This is a genomic window from Loigolactobacillus backii (assembly GCF_003946275.1).
Taxonomy (GTDB): Bacteria; Bacillota; Bacilli; order Lactobacillales; family Lactobacillaceae; genus Loigolactobacillus; species Loigolactobacillus backii.
This window is the reverse complement of record NZ_RHNQ01000012.1, coordinates 1-21528: the sequence shown is the minus strand read 5'-3', so window position 1 is coordinate 21528 and position 21528 is coordinate 1. Positions and strand designations below refer to the sequence as shown.

General features: G+C 44.8%; 19 protein-coding genes. 2 read left to right on the top strand and 17 right to left on the bottom strand.

The features are described 5' to 3' along the window. Window positions 1–174: 174 nt before the first annotated feature. From EKM61_RS03680 to EKM61_RS03660, 5 genes are read right to left on the bottom strand one after another with little or no spacing between them, the layout of a single operon-like run. Window positions 175–6138 (bottom strand): KxYKxGKxW signal peptide domain-containing protein, encoded by a 5964-nt coding sequence (locus tag EKM61_RS03680; RefSeq protein ID WP_068478753.1) that lies wholly within the window; start codon window positions 6136–6138, stop codon window positions 175–177. 2 nt (window positions 6139–6140) lie between these two features. Further along, the gene (locus EKM61_RS03675) at window positions 6141–6338 is read right to left on the bottom strand and encodes a hypothetical protein (protein WP_068225197.1); all 198 of its coding nucleotides are present in this window, start codon (window positions 6336–6338) and stop codon (window positions 6141–6143) included. Beyond that, window positions 6331–7197, bottom strand: a complete 867-nt coding sequence (locus EKM61_RS03670) for an SseB family protein (protein ID WP_068225199.1) — start codon at window positions 7195–7197, stop codon at window positions 6331–6333. Before EKM61_RS03670 ends, EKM61_RS03675 begins: the two co-directional genes overlap by 8 nt. A 16-nt stretch (window positions 7198–7213) precedes the next feature. Next, window positions 7214–7402 carry a hypothetical protein gene (locus tag EKM61_RS03665; RefSeq protein ID WP_068225200.1) on the bottom strand — a complete coding sequence of 63 codons (189 nt, stop codon included), beginning with the start codon at window positions 7400–7402 and terminating at the stop codon, window positions 7214–7216. Between the two features lie 53 nt (window positions 7403–7455). Next, complete coding sequence (locus EKM61_RS03660; RefSeq protein WP_158234215.1) at window positions 7456–8295, bottom strand: MucBP domain-containing protein; 840 nt, start codon at window positions 8293–8295, stop codon at window positions 7456–7458. A gap of 914 nt (window positions 8296–9209) precedes the next feature. On the opposite strand from EKM61_RS03660, the gene EKM61_RS03655 reads away from it, so the two are divergent. Continuing rightward, on the top strand, window positions 9210–10694 hold the full coding sequence (locus EKM61_RS03655; protein ID WP_068225202.1) for a helix-turn-helix domain-containing protein: 1485 nt from the start codon (window positions 9210–9212) through the stop codon (window positions 10692–10694). Window positions 10695–10710: 16 nt separating this feature from the next. Beyond that, window positions 10711–12693 carry a mucin-binding protein gene (locus EKM61_RS03650; RefSeq protein WP_068225203.1) on the top strand — a complete coding sequence of 661 codons (1983 nt, stop codon included), beginning with the start codon at window positions 10711–10713 and terminating at the stop codon, window positions 12691–12693. A gap of 153 nt (window positions 12694–12846) precedes the next feature. Here the strand turns inward: EKM61_RS03650 and EKM61_RS03645 are convergent, their stop codons facing one another. The 12 genes from EKM61_RS03645 to comGA form a co-directional block, all read right to left on the bottom strand. Then, window positions 12847–13143, bottom strand: a complete 297-nt coding sequence (locus tag EKM61_RS03645) for a hypothetical protein (protein ID WP_068225206.1) — start codon at window positions 13141–13143, stop codon at window positions 12847–12849. Window positions 13144–13233: 90 nt separating this feature from the next. Next, window positions 13234–14619 (bottom strand): amino acid permease, encoded by a 1386-nt coding sequence (locus EKM61_RS03640; protein WP_068376747.1) that lies wholly within the window; start codon window positions 14617–14619, stop codon window positions 13234–13236. 131 nt (window positions 14620–14750) lie between these two features. Further along, window positions 14751–15215: a hypothetical protein gene (locus EKM61_RS03635; RefSeq protein WP_068225210.1), complete on the bottom strand. Its 465-nt coding sequence runs from the start codon at window positions 15213–15215 to the stop codon at window positions 14751–14753. Window positions 15216–15433: 218 nt separating this feature from the next. Further along, a complete protein-coding gene (locus EKM61_RS03630) occupies window positions 15434–16630 on the bottom strand; it encodes an acetate/propionate family kinase (protein WP_068225212.1) in 1197 nt (398 codons plus the stop codon). A 13-nt stretch (window positions 16631–16643) separates the two neighbouring features. Then, window positions 16644–17657, bottom strand: coding sequence for a class I SAM-dependent methyltransferase (locus EKM61_RS03625; RefSeq protein WP_068376745.1), 1014 nt, complete (start codon window positions 17655–17657; stop codon window positions 16644–16646). Window positions 17658–17711: 54 nt separating this feature from the next. Further along, entirely contained in the window at window positions 17712–18056 is a 345-nt protein-coding gene (locus EKM61_RS03620) for a hypothetical protein (RefSeq protein WP_068225216.1), read from the bottom strand. Then, window positions 18049–18498, bottom strand: a complete 450-nt coding sequence (locus EKM61_RS03615; protein WP_068225218.1) for a ComGF family competence protein — start codon at window positions 18496–18498, stop codon at window positions 18049–18051. Before EKM61_RS03615 ends, EKM61_RS03620 begins: the two co-directional genes overlap by 8 nt. Beyond that, entirely contained in the window at window positions 18495–18704 is a 210-nt protein-coding gene (locus tag EKM61_RS03610) for a hypothetical protein (RefSeq protein ID WP_068225220.1), read from the bottom strand. Before EKM61_RS03610 ends, EKM61_RS03615 begins: the two co-directional genes overlap by 4 nt. After that, window positions 18697–19104 (bottom strand): prepilin-type N-terminal cleavage/methylation domain-containing protein, encoded by a 408-nt coding sequence (locus EKM61_RS03605; protein WP_068225222.1) that lies wholly within the window; start codon window positions 19102–19104, stop codon window positions 18697–18699. Before EKM61_RS03605 ends, EKM61_RS03610 begins: the two co-directional genes overlap by 8 nt. After that, a complete protein-coding gene (gene comGC / locus EKM61_RS03600; RefSeq protein WP_225359736.1) occupies window positions 19101–19385 on the bottom strand; it encodes a competence type IV pilus major pilin ComGC in 285 nt (94 codons plus the stop codon). The genes EKM61_RS03605 and comGC overlap by 4 nt, the downstream gene beginning before the upstream one ends. A 96-nt stretch (window positions 19386–19481) precedes the next feature. Continuing rightward, window positions 19482–20516 carry a competence type IV pilus assembly protein ComGB gene (gene comGB, locus EKM61_RS03595; protein WP_068225224.1) on the bottom strand — a complete coding sequence of 345 codons (1035 nt, stop codon included), beginning with the start codon at window positions 20514–20516 and terminating at the stop codon, window positions 19482–19484. Next, on the bottom strand, window positions 20470–21441 hold the full coding sequence (comGA, locus tag EKM61_RS03590; RefSeq protein ID WP_068225228.1) for a competence type IV pilus ATPase ComGA: 972 nt from the start codon (window positions 21439–21441) through the stop codon (window positions 20470–20472). The genes comGB and comGA overlap by 47 nt, the downstream gene beginning before the upstream one ends. Window positions 21442–21528 lie beyond the last annotated feature (87 nt).

Sequence of the window (21528 nt, the reverse complement as noted above, 5' to 3'; positions counted from 1 at the left end):
TGAATTAATGGTTCCGTTTTATTCACCTTTTTGCAAAAAAATCGGGACTTATTAAAATCTCGAATATTACGATCTATACGAAAAGGCCATGACAACTTTTGTTTTGTCATAGCCTTTTCGTGTAAATTCCTAGGTTAAAGCAAGTTTTTAAACCTCTTTTTCCTAGTTGTTTTATTAATCTTTATCATTTTTACGGTAGAACAGATTCGTTAAGACAAGTCCTAGGCTACTAATCGCCAAACCAAGATAGGCCAAGATACTACTTTGCGGTGTTTCACCGGTTGTTGGTAATTTGGTCTTGGTTGCAGCAATCGCTGTTGGTGCCGGTATCTGCTGCTTTATGGCCGATTTAGTCGCTACTATACTTCCTAATTGCTCTTTATTCGATGGAGCTGTTGCTAGAGTAACAGGATTACTAGTCGCAGTCGCTGCTGGTGTAATAGCAGCAATTGGCGCCGTACTTGTTGCTTCCTCTGCAGAAGTATTACTGGCCGCACTGACTGCTACCGCCGAGCTATCGCCAGCAGCTGAACTTGCAGCACTACTGCTTACCGCCGTCGAACTAGACGCAGTACTACTTGAGTCACTGTCGGCACTACTATTGGTGTTGGTTTCTGCATCGGCATTAACCTGAGCGGTTGCACTATTGGCCACAGTGGTCGCAGTAGTTGCTTGGGCTTGAGCCACGTTGGCTGCTGTCGTTGCCGTCGCCGCAGCTTCTTTAGCCGCTGTTGCTGCTGTTTGGGCCGCAACTGCCGTACTGGCTGCCTTTGCCGTAGCCAAATTAGTTTCTGCGGTACTAGCCGCCGATATAGTTATCGTTGCCGCACTCTTGGCCGCTGTCACCGCATTAGTGGCTTGACTGGCCAAAGATTGGACCGCCGAATTACTTGGATCGCTGTTGGCAGCACTTTGGGCAACTGTTGCCGCACTCTGCGCCATTACAACTGCCGTTGAAGCAGCGATTGCTGCACTTTGGACCACCTGAGCACTACTACTAGCCGCACTAATTGCCGCCACTTTAGCTGTACTCTCGGCCGCAGAACTGGCCGCACTGCTGCTGGCACTACTATTAGTGTTTGCATCGGCGTTAGCCAGGTTTTTCGCACTCGTTGCTGCTGTAGTTGCAGTGTTGGCCTGTGTTTGGGCCGTGTTGGCCGCTGTAATCGCAGTAGCCGCCGCTCTTTTAGCAAACGTTGCTGCTGTTTGAGCTGCCGATACCGTGCTAGCTGTCCTGGCCGTGGCCAAATTGGTCTGTGCTGTGCTAGCTGCTGTTGTAGCTGTGATGGCCGCACTCTTGGCCACCGTCTCCGCACTAACAGCCTGACTAGCCAAAGACTGAACCGTTGAATTACTTGGATCATTTGTTGCAGCACTTTCGGCAACTGCCGCCGCACTCTGCGCCATTACAACTGCCGTTGAAGCAGTGGTTGCCGCACTTTGGGCTACCTGAGCACTACTACTAGCCGCACTAATTGCCGCCACTTTAGCTGTACTCTCGGCCGCAGAACTGGCCGCACTGCTGCTGGCACTACTATTAGTGTTTGCATCGGCGTTAGCCAGATTCTTCGCACTCGTTGCTGCTTTGGTTGCAATAGTCACTTGAACTTGGGCCGTACTGGCTGCCGTTGTGGCACTAGTTGCAGCACTTTTGGCCACTTCTGCGGCTGCTTGAGCTGCGGCGGCCGTACTGGCAGCCTTAGCTATTGCCAAATTAATTTGCGCCGTACTAGCTGCCGTTGCGGCTGTAGTGGCTGCACTTTTAGCCGCAGTCACTGCACTAGCAGCTTGACTGGCCAAGGATTGGACCGTTGAATTAGTTGGATCACTCTTGGCCGCACTTTGGGCTACTGTTGCTGCACTTTGAGCCGTTACAACTGCAGTTGAAGCACTGGTTGCTGCACTTTGGGCTACTTGAGCACTACTGCTAGCTGCACTAACTGCCGCTACCTTAGCTGTACTCTCGGCCGCCGAACTGGCTGCACTACTATTAGCACTTACATCGGTATCCGCCTGAACCTTCGCATTAGTTGCTGCTGTAGTCGCAGTACTGGCCTGAACCAGCGCTGTGCTAGCCGCCGTAGTGGCTGTGGTTGTGGCACTTTTAGCCGCCGTTGCTGCCGTTTGGGCTTCAGCGGCTGTACTGGCAGCCTTGGCCGTCGCCAAGTTAGTTTGTGCCATACTAGCCGCTGTTGAGGCCGCGGTGGCCGCTCTCTTGGCGGCGGTTGCGGCACTGGTGGCCTGGCTAACTAATGAATGAACCGCCGGACTATTTGGATCACTCGTTGCCGCACTTTGAGCAACTGCCGCTGCACTTTCCGCGGTTACAACTGCTGTTGAAGCAGTTGCTGCCGCACTTTGGGCCATCTTGGCACTACTGTTAGCTGCACTAATTGCCGCCACTTTGGCCGTACTCTCGGCCGCGGAACTGGCCGCACTGCTACTGGCACTGCTATTAGCATCGGCGTCAGCTTGGGTCCTCGCACTAGTTGCTGCTGTTATTGCAGCATCTGCATGCGTCTTGGCCGTACTAGCCGCCGTAGTGGCTGTGGTCGCTGCACTTTGGGCTGCTGTCGCTGCGGTTTTAGCCGCGGCAGCCGTACTGGCGGCCTTAGCCGTTGCTAAATTAGTTTGCGCCGTACTAAAGGCTGTTGTGGCGGTAGTAGCCGCACTTTTGACCGCCGTTACTGCACTAACAGCTTGACTGGCCAAGGATTGGACCGCCGAATTATTTGGATCGCTATTGGCAGCACTTTGGGCAACCACTGCCGCACTTTCCGCCGTTACAACTGCCGTTGAAGCTGTTGCCGCCGCACTTTGAGCTACTAGAGCACTACTACTGGCCGCACTAACTGCCGCTACCTTAGCTGTACTCTCGGCCGCCGAACTAGCCGCACTACTATTGGCACTCGCATCCGAATCAGCCTGCGCCTTGGCATTAGTCGCTGCTGAAGTAGCAGTGGTTGCCTGAGCTTGGGCCGTGCTGGCCGCCGTTGTTGCACTAGTTGCCGCACTTTGAACTGTCGTTGCTGCCATTTGAGCCGCCGCAGCCGTACTGGCCGTCTTAGCTGTGGTTAAATTAGTTTCTGCCATACTAGCAGCCGTTGCGGCCGTCATGGCTGCACTTTTAGCCGCCATTACCGCACTCGTCGCTTGGCTGGCCAAGGATTGAACTGTTGAATTACTTGGATCACTGGTGGCTGCACTTTGGGCTACTACTGCAGCACTTTCCGCCGTTACAACTGCCGTTGAAGCTGTTGCAGCGGCACTTTGGGCCACTTGGGCACTACTACTAGCCGCACTAACAGCCACTACTTTAGCCGTACTCTCGGCCGCAGAACTGGCTGCGCTGCTGCTGGCACTACTATTCGTACTTGTATCGGCGTCAGCTTGCGCCTTGGCACTAGCCGCTGCCGAAATGGCTGTTGTGGCCTGAGTTTTGGCCGTGCTGGCTGCCATTGTTGCACTGGTGGCCGCACTTTGAGCAGCAGTTGCCGCCGTTTGAGCCGACGCAGCTGTACTGGCTGTCTGAGCCGTGGCCAAATTAATTTCTGCTGTACTAGCTGCCGTTGTGGCCGCGGTGGCCGCACTTTGGGCCGCCGTTGCTGCACTCGCTACTTGACCAGCTAAAGATTGAACCGCCGAATTATTTGGATCACTGGTCGCCGCACTTTGGGCAACTACTGCTGCGCTTTCCGCCGTTACAACTGCCGTTGAAGCAGTTGTTGCTGCACTTTGGGCCGTCCGGGCACTACTACTAGTCGCACTAATTGCGGCCACTTTGGCCGTACTCTCAGCCGCCGAACTGGCCGAACTGCTACTGGCACTACTATTCGTACTGGCATCTGAATCAGCTTGCGCTTTGGCACTAGTTGCTGCTGAAGTGGCATTAGTTGCCTGGGCTTGGGCCGTACTTGCTGCGGTTGCAGCAGTCATGGCCGCACTCTTAGCGACCGACGCGGCTACTTGCGCTGCCGCGGCTGTGCTGGCCGTCTTGGCTGTCGCCAAGTTAGTTGCCGCCGTACTAGCTGCTGTGGCCGCCGTTGTGGCAGCACTCTTAGCCGCCATTGCCGCACTCATCGCTTGGCTGGCCAAGGATTGAACCGCTGAATTACTTGGATCACTGGTGGCCGCACTTTTAGCAACTACTGCTGCATTTTCCGCCGTTACAACTGCGGTTGAAGCCGTTGCAGCTGCACTTTGGGCTACCTGAGCACTGCTACTGGCGGCACTAACGGCCGCCACCTTGGCTGTACTCTCGGCTGCGGAACTAGCTGCACTACTATTCGTACTGGCATCTGAATCAGCCTGCACTTTGGCACTAGTTGCTGCCGAAGTGGCAATAGTTGCCTGAGTTTGGGCCGTGCTGGCCGCTGTTGTGGCGGTTGTTGCCGCACTTTTAGCTGCCGATGCTGCTGTTTGAGCCGCGACGGCTGTGCCGGCAGTCTTAGCCGTAGCTAAATTAGTTTCTGCTGTACTAGCTGCTGTTGTAGCCGCACTGGCTGCACTTTTAGCCACCGTTGCCGCACTTACAGCCTGACTTGCTAACGATTGAACCATTGAATTACTTGGATCACTGGTAGCCGCACTTTGAGCCACAGTGGCGGCACTCTGGGCAGTAACTACTGCTGTCGAAGCCGTAGTCGCCGCACTTTGGGCTACCTGAGCACTGCTACTAGCCGCACTAACGGCTGCCACCTTAGCTGTACTCTCGGCTGCCGAACTGGCTGCACTACTGCTGGCACTACTATTGGCGCTAGCATCGGCGTCAGCCTGCGCCTTCGCACTGGTTGCCACCGTTGTTGCGGCAGTTGCCTGGGTTTGCGCTGTCGTAGCAGCAGTCTTGGCCGTAGTGGCAGCATCTTGGGTTAATTTAGAAGTACTCATTGCTGCAGCTACCGTCGTTGCGGCCTGAGTTGCTACAAAATTAGTTTGCGCGGTATTAGCCGCCGTTGTCGCGGCATTGGCAGCACTTTTAGCCGCCGTGGCCGCACTTACTGCTTGACTGGCCAAAGATTGAACCGCCGAATTACTTGGATCACTAGTCGCGGCCGTTTGAGCTACAGTGGCAGCACTTTGAGCAGTTACTGCCGAAGTTGAGGCAGCGGCTGCCGCACTTTGGGCCACTTGCGCACTGCTACTAGCAACACTAACGTACAGGCTGGTATCTTCACTACTGGCTGAAGAACTGCCACTAGATGAGTTATCCCCAAATTGATAACTTTGCCAGGCCTGTTCATAGGCCAAAGTAGTGACGTCAACCTTAATTGAGGCCGGCATTCCGGACGCTTCATACATTAATGTGAGTTTATCTGTACCAGATGCCTGCCCAATCAAACCACCAGTATAGGGACCCTGAGTTAGCTCACCCTGAGCATTTTCATAATTCTGACCAGTTAACTCAGTAAAACGCGCACTATCAGTGGCAATTGACTGTGTTAAATCAGCAATATGCTGGGTTAAATCAGTGGCAGTATAGCCCTGCACTAAATTGGCCGTTGCGGAACCTACACCAGTGCTATCCGGTGGTGTTGCGGCCGCCGTAACCGCAAGTGCGCGAGCCTGAGCACGTGCCACTGGCGCCGGTGAGTTACCAACACTACTTGCCGCTACCGGCGCACTCACGGGACTGTTAGTTGGTTCAGCTGCTAAGGCTGTAGCCGCCGTTGCCACAGATGCACTAGCAACTGAAACTGTATTAGCTGTTGGCACACTGCCCACACTTTGCGTGGCTGAAACAACGGACGCCGGTGTAACATTGTCGACTTGAGCACTTGCACCATTGCTGGAAACAGCAGTACTACTTTGTGGTGCAGAACTAACGTTAGCCGCTACAGAATCAGTTGTGACCTTAGAAGTTACCGTAGCTGAAGTCGCGGCACTAGAATTACTGGCACTTTCTGGCGTGGCACTGCTGGCTACGGAACTATTATTACCCACGTTACCGGCCGAACTAGCTTGTTGTTCGGTTGAACTTGATTGTGTAGTGGCAGCGTTGGCGTGCCCTGCAAAGGCCAAGCCAGCCCCGAACATCACTAGACTTGTTCCGGTAGTTAACCAGATTTTCTTTGCCTTGTATAACTTAAACCGCGTAATGGTTTGCTCCCGTTGTAATTTATCGTACTCAAACTTTCTCATTTTTATTTACTCCTTGTATTTCCAATTTTCTTATCTTTTGGAAAAACACCCAAATCAATCGCCGCGCCCAGTTTAATCGCTGGAGCAACCGCACTCATTCGCACGTGCTCTGCATTTAACCCCTGCATCGTCGTCACTTCATGCTGGGCCTTTTTTAACTCATGTTGTGACGGAATGACTTGTCCGTACTGATTAATCATATTTTGGTCGACCTCCAAAGAAAGTAGTTGCTTGATAAATTGGTGCAAATTGCTGGGAAATTAACTTGCCCATTTCATCATCTAGATTACCAACCAAAACGTCCTGATCGTATTCTAAAAATGGTTTGCAGGCTAAGGCCAGCTTCCGGGCAACCTTGCTCCCAAACTCACTCTGCTCACCACGATAGTCAGCAATCACTGCTAAATCGGCCTTATCATGGCCAGCGATGGTAACGTTAGCCAACCAAACTTCATTAATCTTATGCAGGTGCTTACACTGCTTTTTTAGCATCCCCATTAATTTCTTGGTCCCTAAACTTGGTAATTCAATCCGTAGTTTGTCATTCGTAGGCGCAATCAGTGGCACAACCTGATTGATGTACTGCCAATAATCCCTGGAAAGTGGAAAAGTCTGCTTACCTGGGTTAACCAACAATCCGGTGACGCCAAGACGTTGGGCCTCAGTCATTAATTCAGCACTGGAAAATCGAAACGTCCGAAAGTCCATGTTGGGGATCATCTCTTTAGCGAATTGTTTTAAAGCTAATTGGTCCGTAAAAACGGGAATATACTTTTTTCCGTCCGCTAAATAAGTTGTAATTGCGAGGCCCATTTCCAAGAGACTAGAATGTTCTTCCCCGGCCATTTTTTGCGTTGGCTGAACTTTAACCAAGGCGCGGAAATAAGTCTCCAACAACATCGCCGCAAAACGCCGTTCTAAATCATGATACTGTGGGTTCTCCATAAAATAGTTCAAACGAACAACAAAGGGCGTCGTCGCCTTCTTCTTTTCTGGATCTAACGCCGACTTTTCAGCAACTGCCTGAAGTACCGGATCTTTATTATCCTTAGCTAACATGGTTGGTGCCACCCTTCTATGACTGTCGGCTTAATTTTGAAATTGCGTCTAATAATTGGTTGCCACTCTTCACAAGATCAGCGATTTGGTCCGTCTGATTGTTTTCAACTGAAGACTCAATTGCCTCAGCAACTTGTTTCATGTTCTGGGTCATAACCTTCATTGGTGTTAGTTTGATTAATGCTTCGATTTCTTCATTGTTCATAACTAAGACTTCCTTTTCATTTTTTGAGATTCAGTCATTAAGTAACCCGATCTTCATTGATTTAAAATTCTAATTGCTAACATAAAATGCCGCATGTTGGTGGTTAAACGTTGCAGTTGCTGTTCGTCTAAGACCGTTTGATCGGCGTTACTATCCAGTAAAGCCGCTTGCTGTAACAAAATTGTTGCCAGTTGCAAACTAGCCTTAGCCGTAACTGGCGCCACACTGGTTTTAGTTGGTGGCAATGTTCCATCAGACTTGGTTGTTTTCGCCGCAGGAATTTCGGCGGAGATTGATTGTGGTTTGCTGGTTGGCATGTCGGCTGCGACTGCTGATTCAACACTAGTCGATTGGGTAGCCGTTCCCTTTTCACTATCCGTCTCAGTTGCCTGCGTTTCTTTTAGCTTCCTAGCTTCCGTAATACTTAAAATCAATAGGACCGTTTCCTGCGTCGGATTATCTGGCACAAAATCTTGCGGCTTAAAAATTTTACGAATGCTGGACTCTTTATCTACGCTTAAGTAATAATCCTTGCCGGCCACCTCTGGTAATTGCAGCGGTTGAACCTTATCTGGTTGCTCACTAATGGTTGTCAGTGCGTACACCTTACCCTGCAAATCAGATATCGTATTAAAAATTCGAACTGACCCCAGGCGTGCATAGGTCAAAATAATCATTGGCTTAGCTTCCGCCGGCATTTTGCCAACGGTTGGTCGTGACTTATCAACTAGTAGGTAACCACTAAAAGCTGGCGCGTTGACTTCATATCGACTCCCCACTTCACCAAAAAGGCTAAGATCTTCGTTCAGTGCGTTGCCATCACGATCAACGTAACGGATAACAATTCGGTTCTGCACCTTACCCAGACCCATGGAATTTGCGTCCTCCATCATGTCCCTCCTCATTTCATCATTTTCATTTGATCAATATGTAACTGTGTGCTTGAAGCACGAATGCGGCTCTCCTCCAGGTTAGGCTTGGGAGTGTTTTAACTAATATTTTCCTGGCCAATTTGGTGTTAACGTGCTGGGAAAGGCAGGTTCCTGCGGTTGCCATGTTTCAACTTGGCGCTTTTCGCCGTAGTTGAATGGACAACGTATGGAGCATTAAGATTATTAGCGATTTAGGCTAATAATCCTCAATTGCGGAATAGTAGTTACGATCGCCAAATAATCCACTACGTGAATTATTCGTCAATCTAGACTAATCCTCAGAGCCATGTTTCTTGCGGCATGTACTTTGCCACAAGAATGGCCATCGTTCGTAGCATCAAGATTATTAGCGATTTGGGCTAATAATCCTCAATTGCGAAGTAGAACCTGAACGCCTTTCCCCGCACTTCATAAATAACCAAAACTACTAATTCCGATTATGAACCTAATTTAGCAAATAATAAAAAATGATAGCACTAACAAACGGAATCATTACGGCCTTTAAAAATAGACTTAGTGTTATTCATCGATAAATAAAGTGTGTATTTTTTTTGAATTTAATTCAAGAGAAGCAGAGTCCCAACTTTTGTGGGAAAAATGGAAAAAGTCGGGAAAACCGGAAGTGGCCTGATAACTCGGCCTTAATAATCAGTCCAATCGGTTTTGAATAGCGCTTACAATACCTTTATAATAGGAATGGATAGTTGTTAATAAACCTAACACTAAAAAACAAACCAGCTCGGATTATTTCCACTAGCAGGGGTGGTCCTCATCTTTTCAGTAATAAGGGCTTTTTTTATACAAAAATGTAATAGAATAAAACTACAAGCTCAAATTACTGATATATCGATAATAAAAATTGATTGGTGGTTGCAATGAACTATAAACTCTTTTTTGAAAAAGAAGACCTAATTAGCTACTCACTCTTGCAGGTAATCTCACAACAACCAAATGGGAAGATTACTGAGAATGAGGTTCTATTGGACTTTTCGATTTCTTCTTATCGATTACAGCACGTTTTAGAAACTTTAAATCACGATTTAAAAAACGTTAAATCGAATGTTTCCAGCTATATTGATACTTCGGAAAAAAAGCTGCTCCACGGGATAAATATCACAACGACGGTCGTTCAGTCCATTCGCCTGATGTACTTAAAGCACTCTTTACTGTATGCGATGTTTGAATACCACTTCATTTATTCAAACCAATTATCCAACGCGGCTTTCATGAAGAAAAACTTCATTAGTAAGACAACTTTTTATAACTCCCAGAACAAATTAAAAGATATTCTGCAACAAGAAGATTTTTATCAAGTGTCCAGCGAATTCGGTGATAATGAACACGCCATTCGGCTGCATTTGTTCCAATTTTTCTACACGGCCTTCAATGGGATTGATAATCCATTCGCTGAGCTTGACGCACCGGCCGATCAAATTATTGAAAGTATCCAAACTAAATTTCAAGTGGCCATCACGCCAACGCAACGAACAAAATTATTAATCTTCTTGAAAACTTGGATTTTACGCATGAAGAATCAATGCTTCGTTACGAAACCAATGTTGGCCGAAACTAAATTAGATGCGTTAGATCACCAACTATTGGATCAAATCCAAGCAATTTTGAGCAAGACACTAACACTTCCGGTTGGCCAGATCGAACTGGATTACCTGGAAACTTTCCTCGTTATTCAGGGTTATAAGCCGGGCTACAGCGAGTTAACTTCTAAAATGACAATGCCGTTAGCTTACAGCTGGGCAACTGACCTTATGGCCCAGGTCAAGCAAAGCCAGATGCTCTTGGATAATGACGCCCTTAAAACAACTACTTTAGAAAGTGCCATTTTGCGCATTAATATCCAGTTCACGACTTTTTACGTTGAACCAACGACGTTTATTTCGCTTGATCAGGTTAGCTTTTTCAAGGAAACCTACCCGTTGTTTGATCAGGTCATTAGTCACTTTATTCAGACTCTCCATTCAAACACGACCATTAAGATGGGCCAAAATGATTCAGTTAACCTCTACTTCAGCTATATGTTTGCTTTTATCAATAATATTCCGATTAATTTATTACGAAATATGGTCTACATCTGTGTCGGTTTCTCGCAGGGCAAGCTTTACACCGATTACGTCATTCGAACGTTAACCGCGTTTAGCAACGCCCACATTATGATTGAGCGCATTCCTTCACCAGAAACCGACATCTACCTTTCAGATTTTTACAATAATAGTGTCCAACAGATTCAAATTACGTGGCGTAATCCACCAACACCACTGGATTGGTCACTACTAGGTGACACGATTATTGATTGTAAAAAACAAAAAATGACTAACGTTACTGACGACGATAATGAGCGTTAATTGGAGGTGATTTCTCATGCAACGCTTTTCTTATAAAGATCAAGGAACCCTCATTCGTTTCCACGTTTACCAGGAAAATAAAAGACAGTGGCTTGTCTCGGGCAAACTTTTGTTCGTTGGCGGTTTATCAACCCTACTGCTGGGAGCAACCACAGAACTGATCACTAGCCAAAACGTTCAGGCGGCCGTAACTAGTCAGGCCACCCAACAACCAACTAGCGCAACCGCGGCCAACTCTGGACTCCAGCCGCAACAGGTGGCACTTAAACCAACAACCAAAGCGGTCACCACAGATTCGGCCACGCCAGCGGCTGCTAGTTCTGAAGCAAATCAGGCCACCGTCCAAGTAAGTTCGGCAGCTTTCTTGCCGGCCAGCTCGGCACAAACGAACCCAGTTGCAGCCACTAGTTCGGTGGCCACCAGCACGGCACCGCAAACCAGTGCCACTACTACGCCGGCTGCAGTCGCTTCTAGCAGCACGGCAAGCGTAACTAGTGCACCGGCGGCTCAGGCAGCTGCTAGTCAGGCAGCCAGTCAAGCAAGCTCTTCTACGGCCGCCGCACCTGAAACGTCCAACATTGACTACCAAACGGATCCAAACGATCCATCGGCAGTCATCTCCGGAGGTACGCTGGCCTATATTGCCGGCTATACGCCGTATACAGACGCCGGCCAAGCACTAGCTTTAATTAACGCCAAGGACGTGACCCAAGGCTACTGGCTTCCGCAACCAACGGATCCTGGTCAAGACACGATCATCAATTACCGTGCTGATCAGCAAAAGGCCGTCGTCCGTTACGTTGATGACACAACACAACAAACCTTGGCTAGCTTTATTTTAAGTGGTGGCAGTGATTCAACCACTGCTTATTCAACCGCCAATGCCTTAGTCCGGTATAAAATTGCCGGTTATACGGTTAGCGATGATCAAGTTCCCGCAACTGGAATTTTATTTGACCACGATGACGCAACCGACCAACTTTACACGGTTCACTTAGCTGAAAAAATTGTCACGATCACACCGGAAAATCCTGGTCACCCGGGACAAGTTGTTGATTCAGAGAATCCGGCTGGTCCCACCTGGCCTACTGGTACGGCCGAAACCGATTTAAGTCGGGCTATTACGGAAACTATCTATTTTGTAAACAATGAAGGCAAAAACCTAGCAACGGCACAAAGCCAGCGGGTCACTTTTACCCGCCAAGCAACTTTTAATGAAGTCACTGGAAAAATCGTCTATCTAGATTGGCGTGCGACTAATGGCGTCAGCTCATTTGATACAAAAATGGCACCAACCATTTCCGGCTACACACCAAGTCATTCTATGGTAGCGGCGATCACCGATTTGACCCCTGCCAGCTCCGATGTTGTTAAAACGATTGTTTACACTAAAAACACCAATGACAGTCCTCAAGCAACACCAGTCACCCCCGCTAATTCAATTACGCCGGCGACTAGCACCACCATCAATCCTGATGTAACTAATAACGATAAGGCAGTGGCAATATCTGTGAAATCTAATAACAATAAAAATTTAACGGATAGTGCACCAAAACAAGCTGCTTTGGCCGCAGTGAATCTGCCACAAGCAACCAAGACCAAAACACAACGTTCAACCAAGCCGGTGGCACTAGTCAATAAGACTGGCCAAATGAGTTGGCTACTGAACGATACCCAGCAGGTTTATAACTTTATATTTGGAAACACCGATGAAAAACAAAAAACTGGCGTTGATTCCCAAACACCTACCACCAAGCAAACACGCCCGACTAAACCGGGCAAAACACAAGTGGCTCCAGGAAAACAGCAGGTTGCTAAAAAAGCGCAGCCAAAGAAACGACCACAGAGTTTACGGGCCGATTTTGTAAAACCGGAACCAACGTTAATCATTCAACATCACCCAATGCCAAATGATAACGCCGATCATTCACAGTTAGGCCTCTTCTTCACAAGTATTGCCGGAACAATTAATTTCGGCCAACGAGCGAAAACGTCTTAGTTTGTATTGAAAATTTAAGGCAAATTATAAAAAAACTGGCAACTAGCCAACTACTCACGCTTTATGAGTAATTTGGCTGGTTGCCAGTTTTTTTAATTTAGGTAAATTTGGGATTATTGGGGTAGGTAGATTCAGGATCAATGGTTTAGCGGCTCAAAGCTTTCCAGCAATTACATCAATTAACTCATCACGCCGATCAAGATCATCATCGCATTCGTAATAAGCACCGTGATAAACGTGCACCGCAGGATCATCTATATTCATATAACGTTCAGAAAACTTTTTTGCCTGGTACTGGCCATCTTTTTCGACAACAAATATAAGGCACCCAGTTGCCTCTTTTTTATTATGGGTAAAGGTTACTGGAAAGCTAACCTGTTGTCGGCCTGCGTGTTTCCGCCGGTCTCTGATAGTATGCGCAATATTGCTTGTAATAACGTCAAATTTCATGTGTAACTCCCTAACTTTAATATAAGGCCTTAACTTGCATCTGTTCTAAAACTATTTTAGTGGTTGTTTTAAAACGAATTAAACAAGCTCTTACTTAACTCGTTTGCCTGTTGCTCGGTGGCGATCATGCGAGAACCTAACCAAGTATAGGCCGGCAAACCAAATAACGGAAATAATTAAAGCAATTAATGTTGATTTTTCTAGACACAGTACTACCGCAACAAAAACCAAAAATGCTAAAACAAAGTAATCCGCAAATGGCTGCCATGGTGCTTTAAAAGTGCTCGCTGCGGCTAATTTTGTTTTCCGATAACGTAGGTGAGTTACAATAATTGCTCCCCAAATGAATAAAAAGCAAGTTGTCGCCACACTGGACACTAACGTAAAGACAATATTTGGAATAAACAGATTAAGCAGAACTGCAAAGGCAATAACAACCGTTGAAAATAGTAATGCCGAAGCAGGTACTCGACTCTTGGAAAGCTTACCGAAATGGTGTAAGAAGCGATTATCAGAATCATAGGCTAACGAAAACAGCATGCGTCCGGTGCTAAACAAAGAACTGTTACAGGCTGAGGCCGAAGCGGTGATTACGACAAAATTGACGATTCCAGCCGCCGAGCGAATCCCGATATTTTTGAAAACCTGCACAAACGGACTTTGTGAAGCCGATAAATGAGACCAAGGATAAATACACATAATAACAAATAATGCGCCAACGTAGAATAAAATAATCCGTAACGGAATATCATTAATCGCCTTGGGCAATAATTTTTCTGGATTTTGGGTCTCGGAAGCCGTCATCCCAACCATTTCAATACCAATAAAACTAAAAACGACCATTTGAAAGGATAAAATAAAGCCCTTAGCACCAGTTGGAAAAATACCGCCATAATTTGTTAAGTTAGATAAACTTGCTTGACCAGTTGGGGTTTTATAACCAACAATCACCATAAAAATACCTACAGCAATTAACGCAATAATAGCAACAATCTTAATTAGGGCAAACCAAAATTCAACTTCACCAAAGGCCCCAACTGTTATTAGATTAACGCCTAATAAAATAATAAGCATTAGTAGCCCGGGTAACCACTGCGGTAACGACGGAAACCAGAATTTCATGTAAAGCCCAGTTGCCGTGACTTCAGCCATCGCAATTGTGACCCAGCAAATCCAATAGGTCCAACCTGCGATAAAGCCAGCACTTTCGCCCAGATATTCTTTTATAAAATCAACAAATGAATGCAAATTTAAATCTGAGAGCAATAACTCTCCCAGCGCACGCATTAACATAAAACAAACAATTCCGGTTAATAAGTAAGCAAATAAAATTGAGGGACCTGCCAAATGAATGGATTTACCGGCACCTAAAAATAATCCCGTTCCAATCGTACCGCCAATAGCAATCAATTGAACGTGCCGACTTTTTAGGTTACGCGCCAACCCCTGCGTTTCACCCGTTTGTTTCTCACTCATTTTTTACAACTCCTTTTCTTTCTATTTTCTAATTATACCCCTGATTTTTCTCATAAAGATATAAAAAATAGATTTAGCGTTGTAAATGGCATTGAGAATTCCGCACAGTTAAATGAAATAATTTCACTTAACTACTTTTTGCTTGCTTGTTTTTGAATTAAATCGGCATCAAAATAGTGTTCTAGGTAGCTCTGTAACTCAGTTGGCGTTTTCTTGAAACGTAATTGATAATGTGCCATTGGTCCAGCTTGATAAGCTAGGTAAGTGACCTTTCTTTTCTGGTCAAATCGTAATTGAATACTAATAATCGTCGTGTACAAACGTGTACTATAAGCACCATTTAAAATACCTTTGACCATTAATCCTTTTGGCCAAACGGCAATTACAATTAATAAGCCGGCAGCAAAAATACTTTGAATTTTGGCTGTAACAAAGCTTTCGTTCGGTACCGTTAAACAAAGCAGCAATAAGGCTAGCAGAACTAGGCCCCCACGTACCCACCAATTAGGCCGCGCGGGAATTTTGATCAGCCACCAGAACCAACCTTCCACCAATAAAATAATTAAAAGTAACCCTAATTCTATTATACTTAACATAATGGTCTAAACCTTCCTAAGCTGTGTTTGCGGTTGAGACAAAAGTCCTGGCCGCTTACTATTCGCGAAAAGCAAAAAATGAATCAAAGGTTAGCCCTTAAGGCTAAACCCCTGATTCATTTCATTATACTAGAAAATATCGTAAGGCGTGCATCATTTCTACTTTAGAATTAAAGTCTGGTAAAGACACAATTAAACAACTAACTTCAAAGTTTAATTTATTTACTTAATCGGACAACATCCCGCGCAATCATTAATTCTTCATTAGTCGGAACTAACAACACCTTGGTTTTAGAATCATCCGTACTAATAATTCTTTCCTGGGCCATGACATTGTTCCGTTCATCATCAATTTTAGCGCCAAAATAGCCTAAGCCATCGATAATTCGCTTACGCATGGTCATATCGTTTTCACCAATACCGGCAGTGAACACTAACGCGTCCACACCACCCATTTCGGCCACATAACTACCGACGTATTTTTGAATCCGATTGACAAAGATATCAATGCCTAGCTGCGAACGTTTACGCGTATCCCGTGTCTTTTCAAGATCACGCATATCAGGCGAAAGTCCAGAAATACCTAAAATACCTGATTTGTGGTTTAAAATATCAATCATCTTTTCCGGATCAGAGATGTTTAATTTCTCCATGAGGTACGCCATTAATGAAGCATCAATATCACCAGAGCGCGTCGCCATCGTAATCCCAGCTAATGGTGTGAAGCCCATCGAAGTATCATATGATTTACCATCTTTGACTGCGGTAATCGAAGCACCAGCACCTAAATGTAAGGTGATCAATTTTAAGTCTTTCAGTGGTTTACCCAAGATTTCTGCCGCACGAGCAGAAACATAGCGGTGACTTGTCCCATGAGCGCCGTACTTACGTGCACCGTATTTTTCATAGTATTCGTAAGGAATACTGTAAAGATAATTTACAGCGGGCATTGTATGGTGGAACGACGTATCAAAGGCCGCAACACTGGTCGCTTCAGGTAATAACTTTCGAAAAGCCTGAATTCCCATTAATTCTGCCGGATTATGTAACGGTGCGTATTCAGCCAAATCATTAATCTGCTGTTCAACCTTATCGTCGACAATCGTTGATTCAGTGAAGATCTCGCCACCGGCAACGACACGGTGACCAACACCGGAAATCTCATGGATATCCTTGACAATCTTTAAATTAATTAACTCCTCAAGCAGCATTTTTACAGCAGCATTTTGATCATTGATGTCCAAGGTCTTTTGGAATTTCTCCTTGTTATCCGGACCATAATGTACTGTAAAAACAGAATCCTTCAAGCCAACTCGATCAACCATTCCTGAAGCAATGACCTTTTCAGCTGGCATATCAAATAATTTCCACTTTAAGCTTGAGCTGCCTGCATTAATTGCAATAACTTTTGCCATGTTACAAGTCTCCCTACTGTGCAATATTTTTTTCTTTCCACTCACTAATCTCGGCCACAAAGCGCTGAAAACCGGCCTGATCCTTAAAAGAAGGAAATTCCCCAAGCATCACTTTTTTAGCCTGCTTGGCCTGACCACCCTTATTTTGTAAGATCAAAATACCCTTTTGCGCCTTTTCGTCCTGGAACAACTCCCGTGGCAGATTTAATAGCCCCTGTAAATATGTTGCTGATGTCATCCATTTAGTTAACTCAGTGGCTTCTTGCGATTGAAAGAGTAAACTCGGCACAAGAAAGAAACCAAAACCGGCAGCCTTAGTGTAACGCATACTTTGTTCAATTAATAAATGGTGTGCGTACGAGTGACCGGTCTCGGCATGTGTCGCAAACTTTGCTGCCCGCTCGTCAATTGGGTAATAACCAATTGGTAAATCAGCTAGGCTAACATCAACCTTGGGCACCACTAGATCTTCAATTGCATCTTGATGAAAAAGTTCAACATCAGGGTGTTGTAATCGTGCGCCAACGTTGGCCAGGGCCAGCATCGTATCATCATTATCAATCCCATAACCCTTTAAATTGACGCCACTAGCCGTAAACAAGCGGTTAAGTACTGTATAAAGTAAATTGCCAGTTCCAACGGTTAAATCCAGCACCTGTTCTTGGTCGTTTAAACCGGCCAGATTTTCAATCAAATAGGCAACTAAAAAGCCAATTGCGTCCGGTGTCATTTGATGATTGGCCTGAATTGCATCCGTTCGTTCACCCCGTAGAATGGCCAGCTGAAACGCTTGCCGAATCTCATCGGTTGTTAAACGTTTTAAATTTATCTGTTGATAACTTGTTGTTAACTGCTGGCGAATTGCCTCGTGGGGCAACCCATCCTCTACTTTGATTTGACCGCCATCAACAATATTTTCTCCTGTTTCTATGAGTGCATCCATGTAAGACACATCTAAATCACGCTTTAACAACATTGCTGTTGTATCCAAATGTTTATATAATGCTTCAACATCTTTTTGTCCCAATCAATTCACCTCAAGCTAAATAAATAGACATAATACTATTTCATCTTAACGAATCTAATCTACTTTTTCAAGCGCTTTCGTTTTACTAGTATCAGACTTTTTCGTTATTGCGAAATCTCGGTGAATTTCCTTATTTGATTCCTTCAATTTAATAATAAATTGGTTATCTACAACCGTAACTTGTCCAAGCGAATAATTAAATTGATTTTTGGCGACACCTTGATCGAGTTGCGCTAGCGTCAAATTATAAAGCGTGTCCTGTTGGTAGCGACACTTGATCGTCCGTAACGTCATCACTTGCTGCCGATAAACCAATGCATACCCTTCAATCAATAAGATGGTAAGTGCTAAAAAGATAACCGCCGTGATTAAAACACTCCCTGAACGTCGTTTATTCAACTGTCGGACTCCCTTTAGGTAAATATTGTTTGCTGATAAAAGTTTGCCGGTTCCTCAACGTTATTTTGACCGTTAGAATTGGCTGCTGGTAACTCATTTTCACATTAGCCACTGACTGTAACAACGGCATATGACCTTTAGTCGCACCCCGAACACGCAGCATATCCTGATACTGCTCTAATTGATAGATCTTTTTTTCTTTCATTCGGTAAAAGGTAACTTGCTGGTCACTTCGACTAACAAAATAACTATCCGCCAAAAAATCACCCAATTGACAGTTAGCAACGTGAAAGTTCAGTGTTGTGTCATCATTGAAATAGGTGGTAATCCGTTTAAATTGGGTCAATTGGAACTGTAATAACCAGACGCTTAAAACCAACACAAATAACCCCAGGACAGTTTCAGCCAGCGTAAATCCGGCATGATTTGCTTTAAGTGTCATCGTCGATCATCCACCAAAATAGTCTTGGCTAACTTAACTTGGCTGGACTCGTAAATCAATTTTGCCTGACCTACTTTAGCTTGTTCAAGGTTCACTTGCCTTTGAAATTGTTGAAAACTTTCTCCAAAACTAATAATCCCTAAAGTGATTAAAAAGAGCGCAAACATGGTCTCCATTAAAACAAAACCTGATCGTAATTTATTCATAAGAACCCCACCCCATTTGCGGTTTTAGAACCGTATTATTTTTAAAATAATCGGAATGAAAAGTTATTTTAACTGGACTAACGTGTCCTTGATTACTTAGGGAAAATTGTTGTGGAAGCGCCCGCATTGTTTCTGGCAGTATAATTTGGTGGCTCCAGCCGCTGTCTTTACCCCGAAATAAAACTTGCTTTTGCGTAATACTCACCTGGACGCGATCCCGCTCCACGGCCGATTTAATCAAACTATAGTGCCACGCCTGATCAAATTGATTTAAAAAAATTGTTTCTGCCCGGTGATAATAAAAAGGGCGTAATTGGCTGGCAGGAAAGGTAATACATAAACTGGTCATCGCTAAAACAATAACCGTTTCAATTAACGTAAAGCCACGGTGACTAATCATTTTTCTTTGGCTTCAAGTGCCTTGGCCTTAGTTAATTGCTTCTCGGACAAATAACCCGCCTCTTTTAATTCATCCAGACTGGCACGCTTATTATCGTGATCATTGGCGTAAAGATCCCTTTGGGTTTGGACAACTGTTTTAAACGCGACATCGCTGGTTGACTCGGCATTCTTACGTTGAGCACCCACATTGGGTAACACGATCATAATTAATAAAGTAATAATGAATAAGACAGCTACCATTTCGATCAAGGTGAAAGCCCTTTTCGATTTTTTTAAAATTAGATAACTAAATTTTGAAACTGACCTTTTAATTTGTGCAAAAGAATCGCGCAACGACACCCTTCGACTCATTTTATTCTTCAAAATAATTTTCATTTAGTACATCCCCTCCATCATTTGGTACAGCGGTAGTAAAATGCTTAAATAGACACCGACAATCGTCAAAGCTATAATGCCAAAAAAGAAAGGTTGAACGTAAGTGACGATTCGTTCGATCTCTTGCAGCATTCTGCGGTAAGTCAATCTTGCCTGAACGATCAGTTCTTCTCCCAAAAATTCCTTAGTTTCCCCTTTTTGGACGAATAATGCTAATTCATCCGGAAATAACGCCTGTTCCGTTACGATATTTGCTAAGTTTTTACCTTCTGCCAATTGCGGCCGAATCTGCTTGCCGAGTTGATAAAGTAAACTGTTTTCCGAAAAATTGGCCAATAACTGACAAATTTCTTGTAAGTTCAATCCGTTTTTTAATAACGTTCCCAAGTTAAAAAGTAAATAATAATGGTAGTATTCACGGTACGAACGGCCAATAAGTGGTAAGCGGTTACGGAATACAGCTCTTTTTAGCGGATTCTTTTCAAAACGTAACTTCAAGTAAAAAAGCAAACTAATTAAACCGATCCCCGCCAAGCTGAGGCCAAAGTAACGCCAATAAAACAGGACATTTTGGTTCATATTGGCCTGCCAGGATAGTAGTTCGGGTTCAATCATCTGTTTGACAAAAAAGATGAGCCCGCCTAAAAGCAATAACAACACGAAGGGATAGCGCAATAGGCGTTTAAGTTGCCGCTTTTGCTTTTCTTGCTCAAGTAATAAGCGCCCGATTTGTTTTAGACTCTGCTGCAAATCACCGTGCCTTTCGGTAATTCGAATTTGGCTCACAACATCCGCGTTAATTCCCACCTCAAAAAAGGCATCTGCCAACTCTTTTCCGGAACTTAACTGTTGCTTAAGTAGAACTAACCGGTCCGATTGATTGGGTAATAGGACCAGCATAAATTCAATGCTTTGGGGTAAGGAAAAACCTGCTTCCAATAAATCGGCCAGTAACGAAAAAAATTCAATTTCGAAATGACGTCGTTGCTTACCCATTTTGATATGCTTTAACCGTTTCTGAAGAAATAATTCCATCCTGCCATGCCTGCTCCAATAATTTGGGCCAACCTGCCGGCGTTTTTCCGTTAAAGGCCGCTGCCAAGATCTGATTACTCAGTAAATCAAACAAAATAGCCGCCTGCTTTTTTTCAGTGGGTAAAATTCGTTGATAACAGACACTGGTTAGACAATCTTTTAAAGTTTCTTGGTCAATTTTAAAATCAGTTAGGCGCTTAATGACCCCGGTAGCACTCCGCGCGTGAACCGTACTCAACACCAAATGGCCACTTAAAGCCGCCCTAATCGCTGCGGCGGCAGTTTGTTCATCACGAATTTCCCCAATAATAAAAATATCTGGCCGGTGACGTAAACTGACTTTCAGTAATTCGGCGTAAGTCATATTCGCTTGTTCATTAACTTGAAGTTGCAGAAAATTATTTTCATAAATTTCAATCGGATCTTCGATTGCCATAACGATTTTTTCCTGAGCATTTTGCCGGGCAATTCGATATAAAGTTGTTGTTTTACCGGAACCAGTTGGTCCAGCAAACAACATTAGCCCACGTTGTTGACTTAATTGCTGCAACTGGGTTAATTGCTGGGGAAAAATAAATTGATTCGTATCGGCGTACGCGTAAATAAAGCGAATAACCATTGATTCAAGGTTTTCAAAATTTCCGACGGTGGATAAACGTAAAAATACAGTACTATCGGCCATTTTAAGTGTTCGTGCCCCTAATTGTGGCCGTCTCGTCTCACTAAGTGACATCTTGGCGCTATACTTCAAATGATTTAATAATGGCTTAACTTCCGTTCTCGTCATCATTTGCCACAATTCAATGCCCGTACTCGTTCGTTTTTTAATCTGATATTGCTGGCCAACCGGTAAAAAATATAAATCGGTCAGTCTTTGTTCAACGGCCATTCTTAATATTTTGGTTGCTTGTTCTTCAACAGACATGTTCTCACCTCCTCGTATTATTAAAAATGTATTCAAGTATTGACCAGCTTCGCTGTTTGGATGCTGTGTGATATTCTCTAATTGTTC

Bases quoted from the DNA above. Each gene is read 5' to 3' on its own strand.
- EKM61_RS03680 (WP_068478753.1), bottom strand. From the start codon at position 6,138: ATGAGAAAGTTTGAGTACGATAAATTACAACGGGAGCAAACCATTACG.
- EKM61_RS03675 (WP_068225197.1), bottom strand. From the start codon at position 6,338: ATGATTAATCAGTACGGACAAGTCATTCCGTCACAACATGAGTTAAAA.
- EKM61_RS03670 (WP_068225199.1), bottom strand. From the start codon at position 7,197: ATGTTAGCTAAGGATAATAAAGATCCGGTACTTCAGGCAGTTGCTGAA.
- EKM61_RS03665 (WP_068225200.1), bottom strand. From the start codon at position 7,402: ATGAACAATGAAGAAATCGAAGCATTAATCAAACTAACACCAATGAAG.
- EKM61_RS03660 (WP_158234215.1), bottom strand. From the start codon at position 8,295: ATGATGGAGGACGCAAATTCCATGGGTCTGGGTAAGGTGCAGAACCGA.
- EKM61_RS03655 (WP_068225202.1), top strand. From the start codon at position 9,210: ATGAACTATAAACTCTTTTTTGAAAAAGAAGACCTAATTAGCTACTCA.
- EKM61_RS03650 (WP_068225203.1), top strand. From the start codon at position 10,711: ATGCAACGCTTTTCTTATAAAGATCAAGGAACCCTCATTCGTTTCCAC.
- EKM61_RS03645 (WP_068225206.1), bottom strand. From the start codon at position 13,143: ATGAAATTTGACGTTATTACAAGCAATATTGCGCATACTATCAGAGAC.
- EKM61_RS03640 (WP_068376747.1), bottom strand. From the start codon at position 14,619: ATGAGTGAGAAACAAACGGGTGAAACGCAGGGGTTGGCGCGTAACCTA.
- EKM61_RS03635 (WP_068225210.1), bottom strand. From the start codon at position 15,215: ATGTTAAGTATAATAGAATTAGGGTTACTTTTAATTATTTTATTGGTG.
- EKM61_RS03630 (WP_068225212.1), bottom strand. From the start codon at position 16,630: ATGGCAAAAGTTATTGCAATTAATGCAGGCAGCTCAAGCTTAAAGTGG.
- EKM61_RS03615 (WP_068225218.1), bottom strand. From the start codon at position 18,498: ATGACACTTAAAGCAAATCATGCCGGATTTACGCTGGCTGAAACTGTC.
- EKM61_RS03610 (WP_068225220.1), bottom strand. From the start codon at position 18,704: ATGAATAAATTACGATCAGGTTTTGTTTTAATGGAGACCATGTTTGCG.
- EKM61_RS03605 (WP_068225222.1), bottom strand. From the start codon at position 19,104: ATGATTAGTCACCGTGGCTTTACGTTAATTGAAACGGTTATTGTTTTA.
- comGB (WP_068225224.1), bottom strand. From the start codon at position 20,516: ATGGAATTATTTCTTCAGAAACGGTTAAAGCATATCAAAATGGGTAAG.
- comGA (WP_068225228.1), bottom strand. From the start codon at position 21,441: ATGTCTGTTGAAGAACAAGCAACCAAAATATTAAGAATGGCCGTTGAA.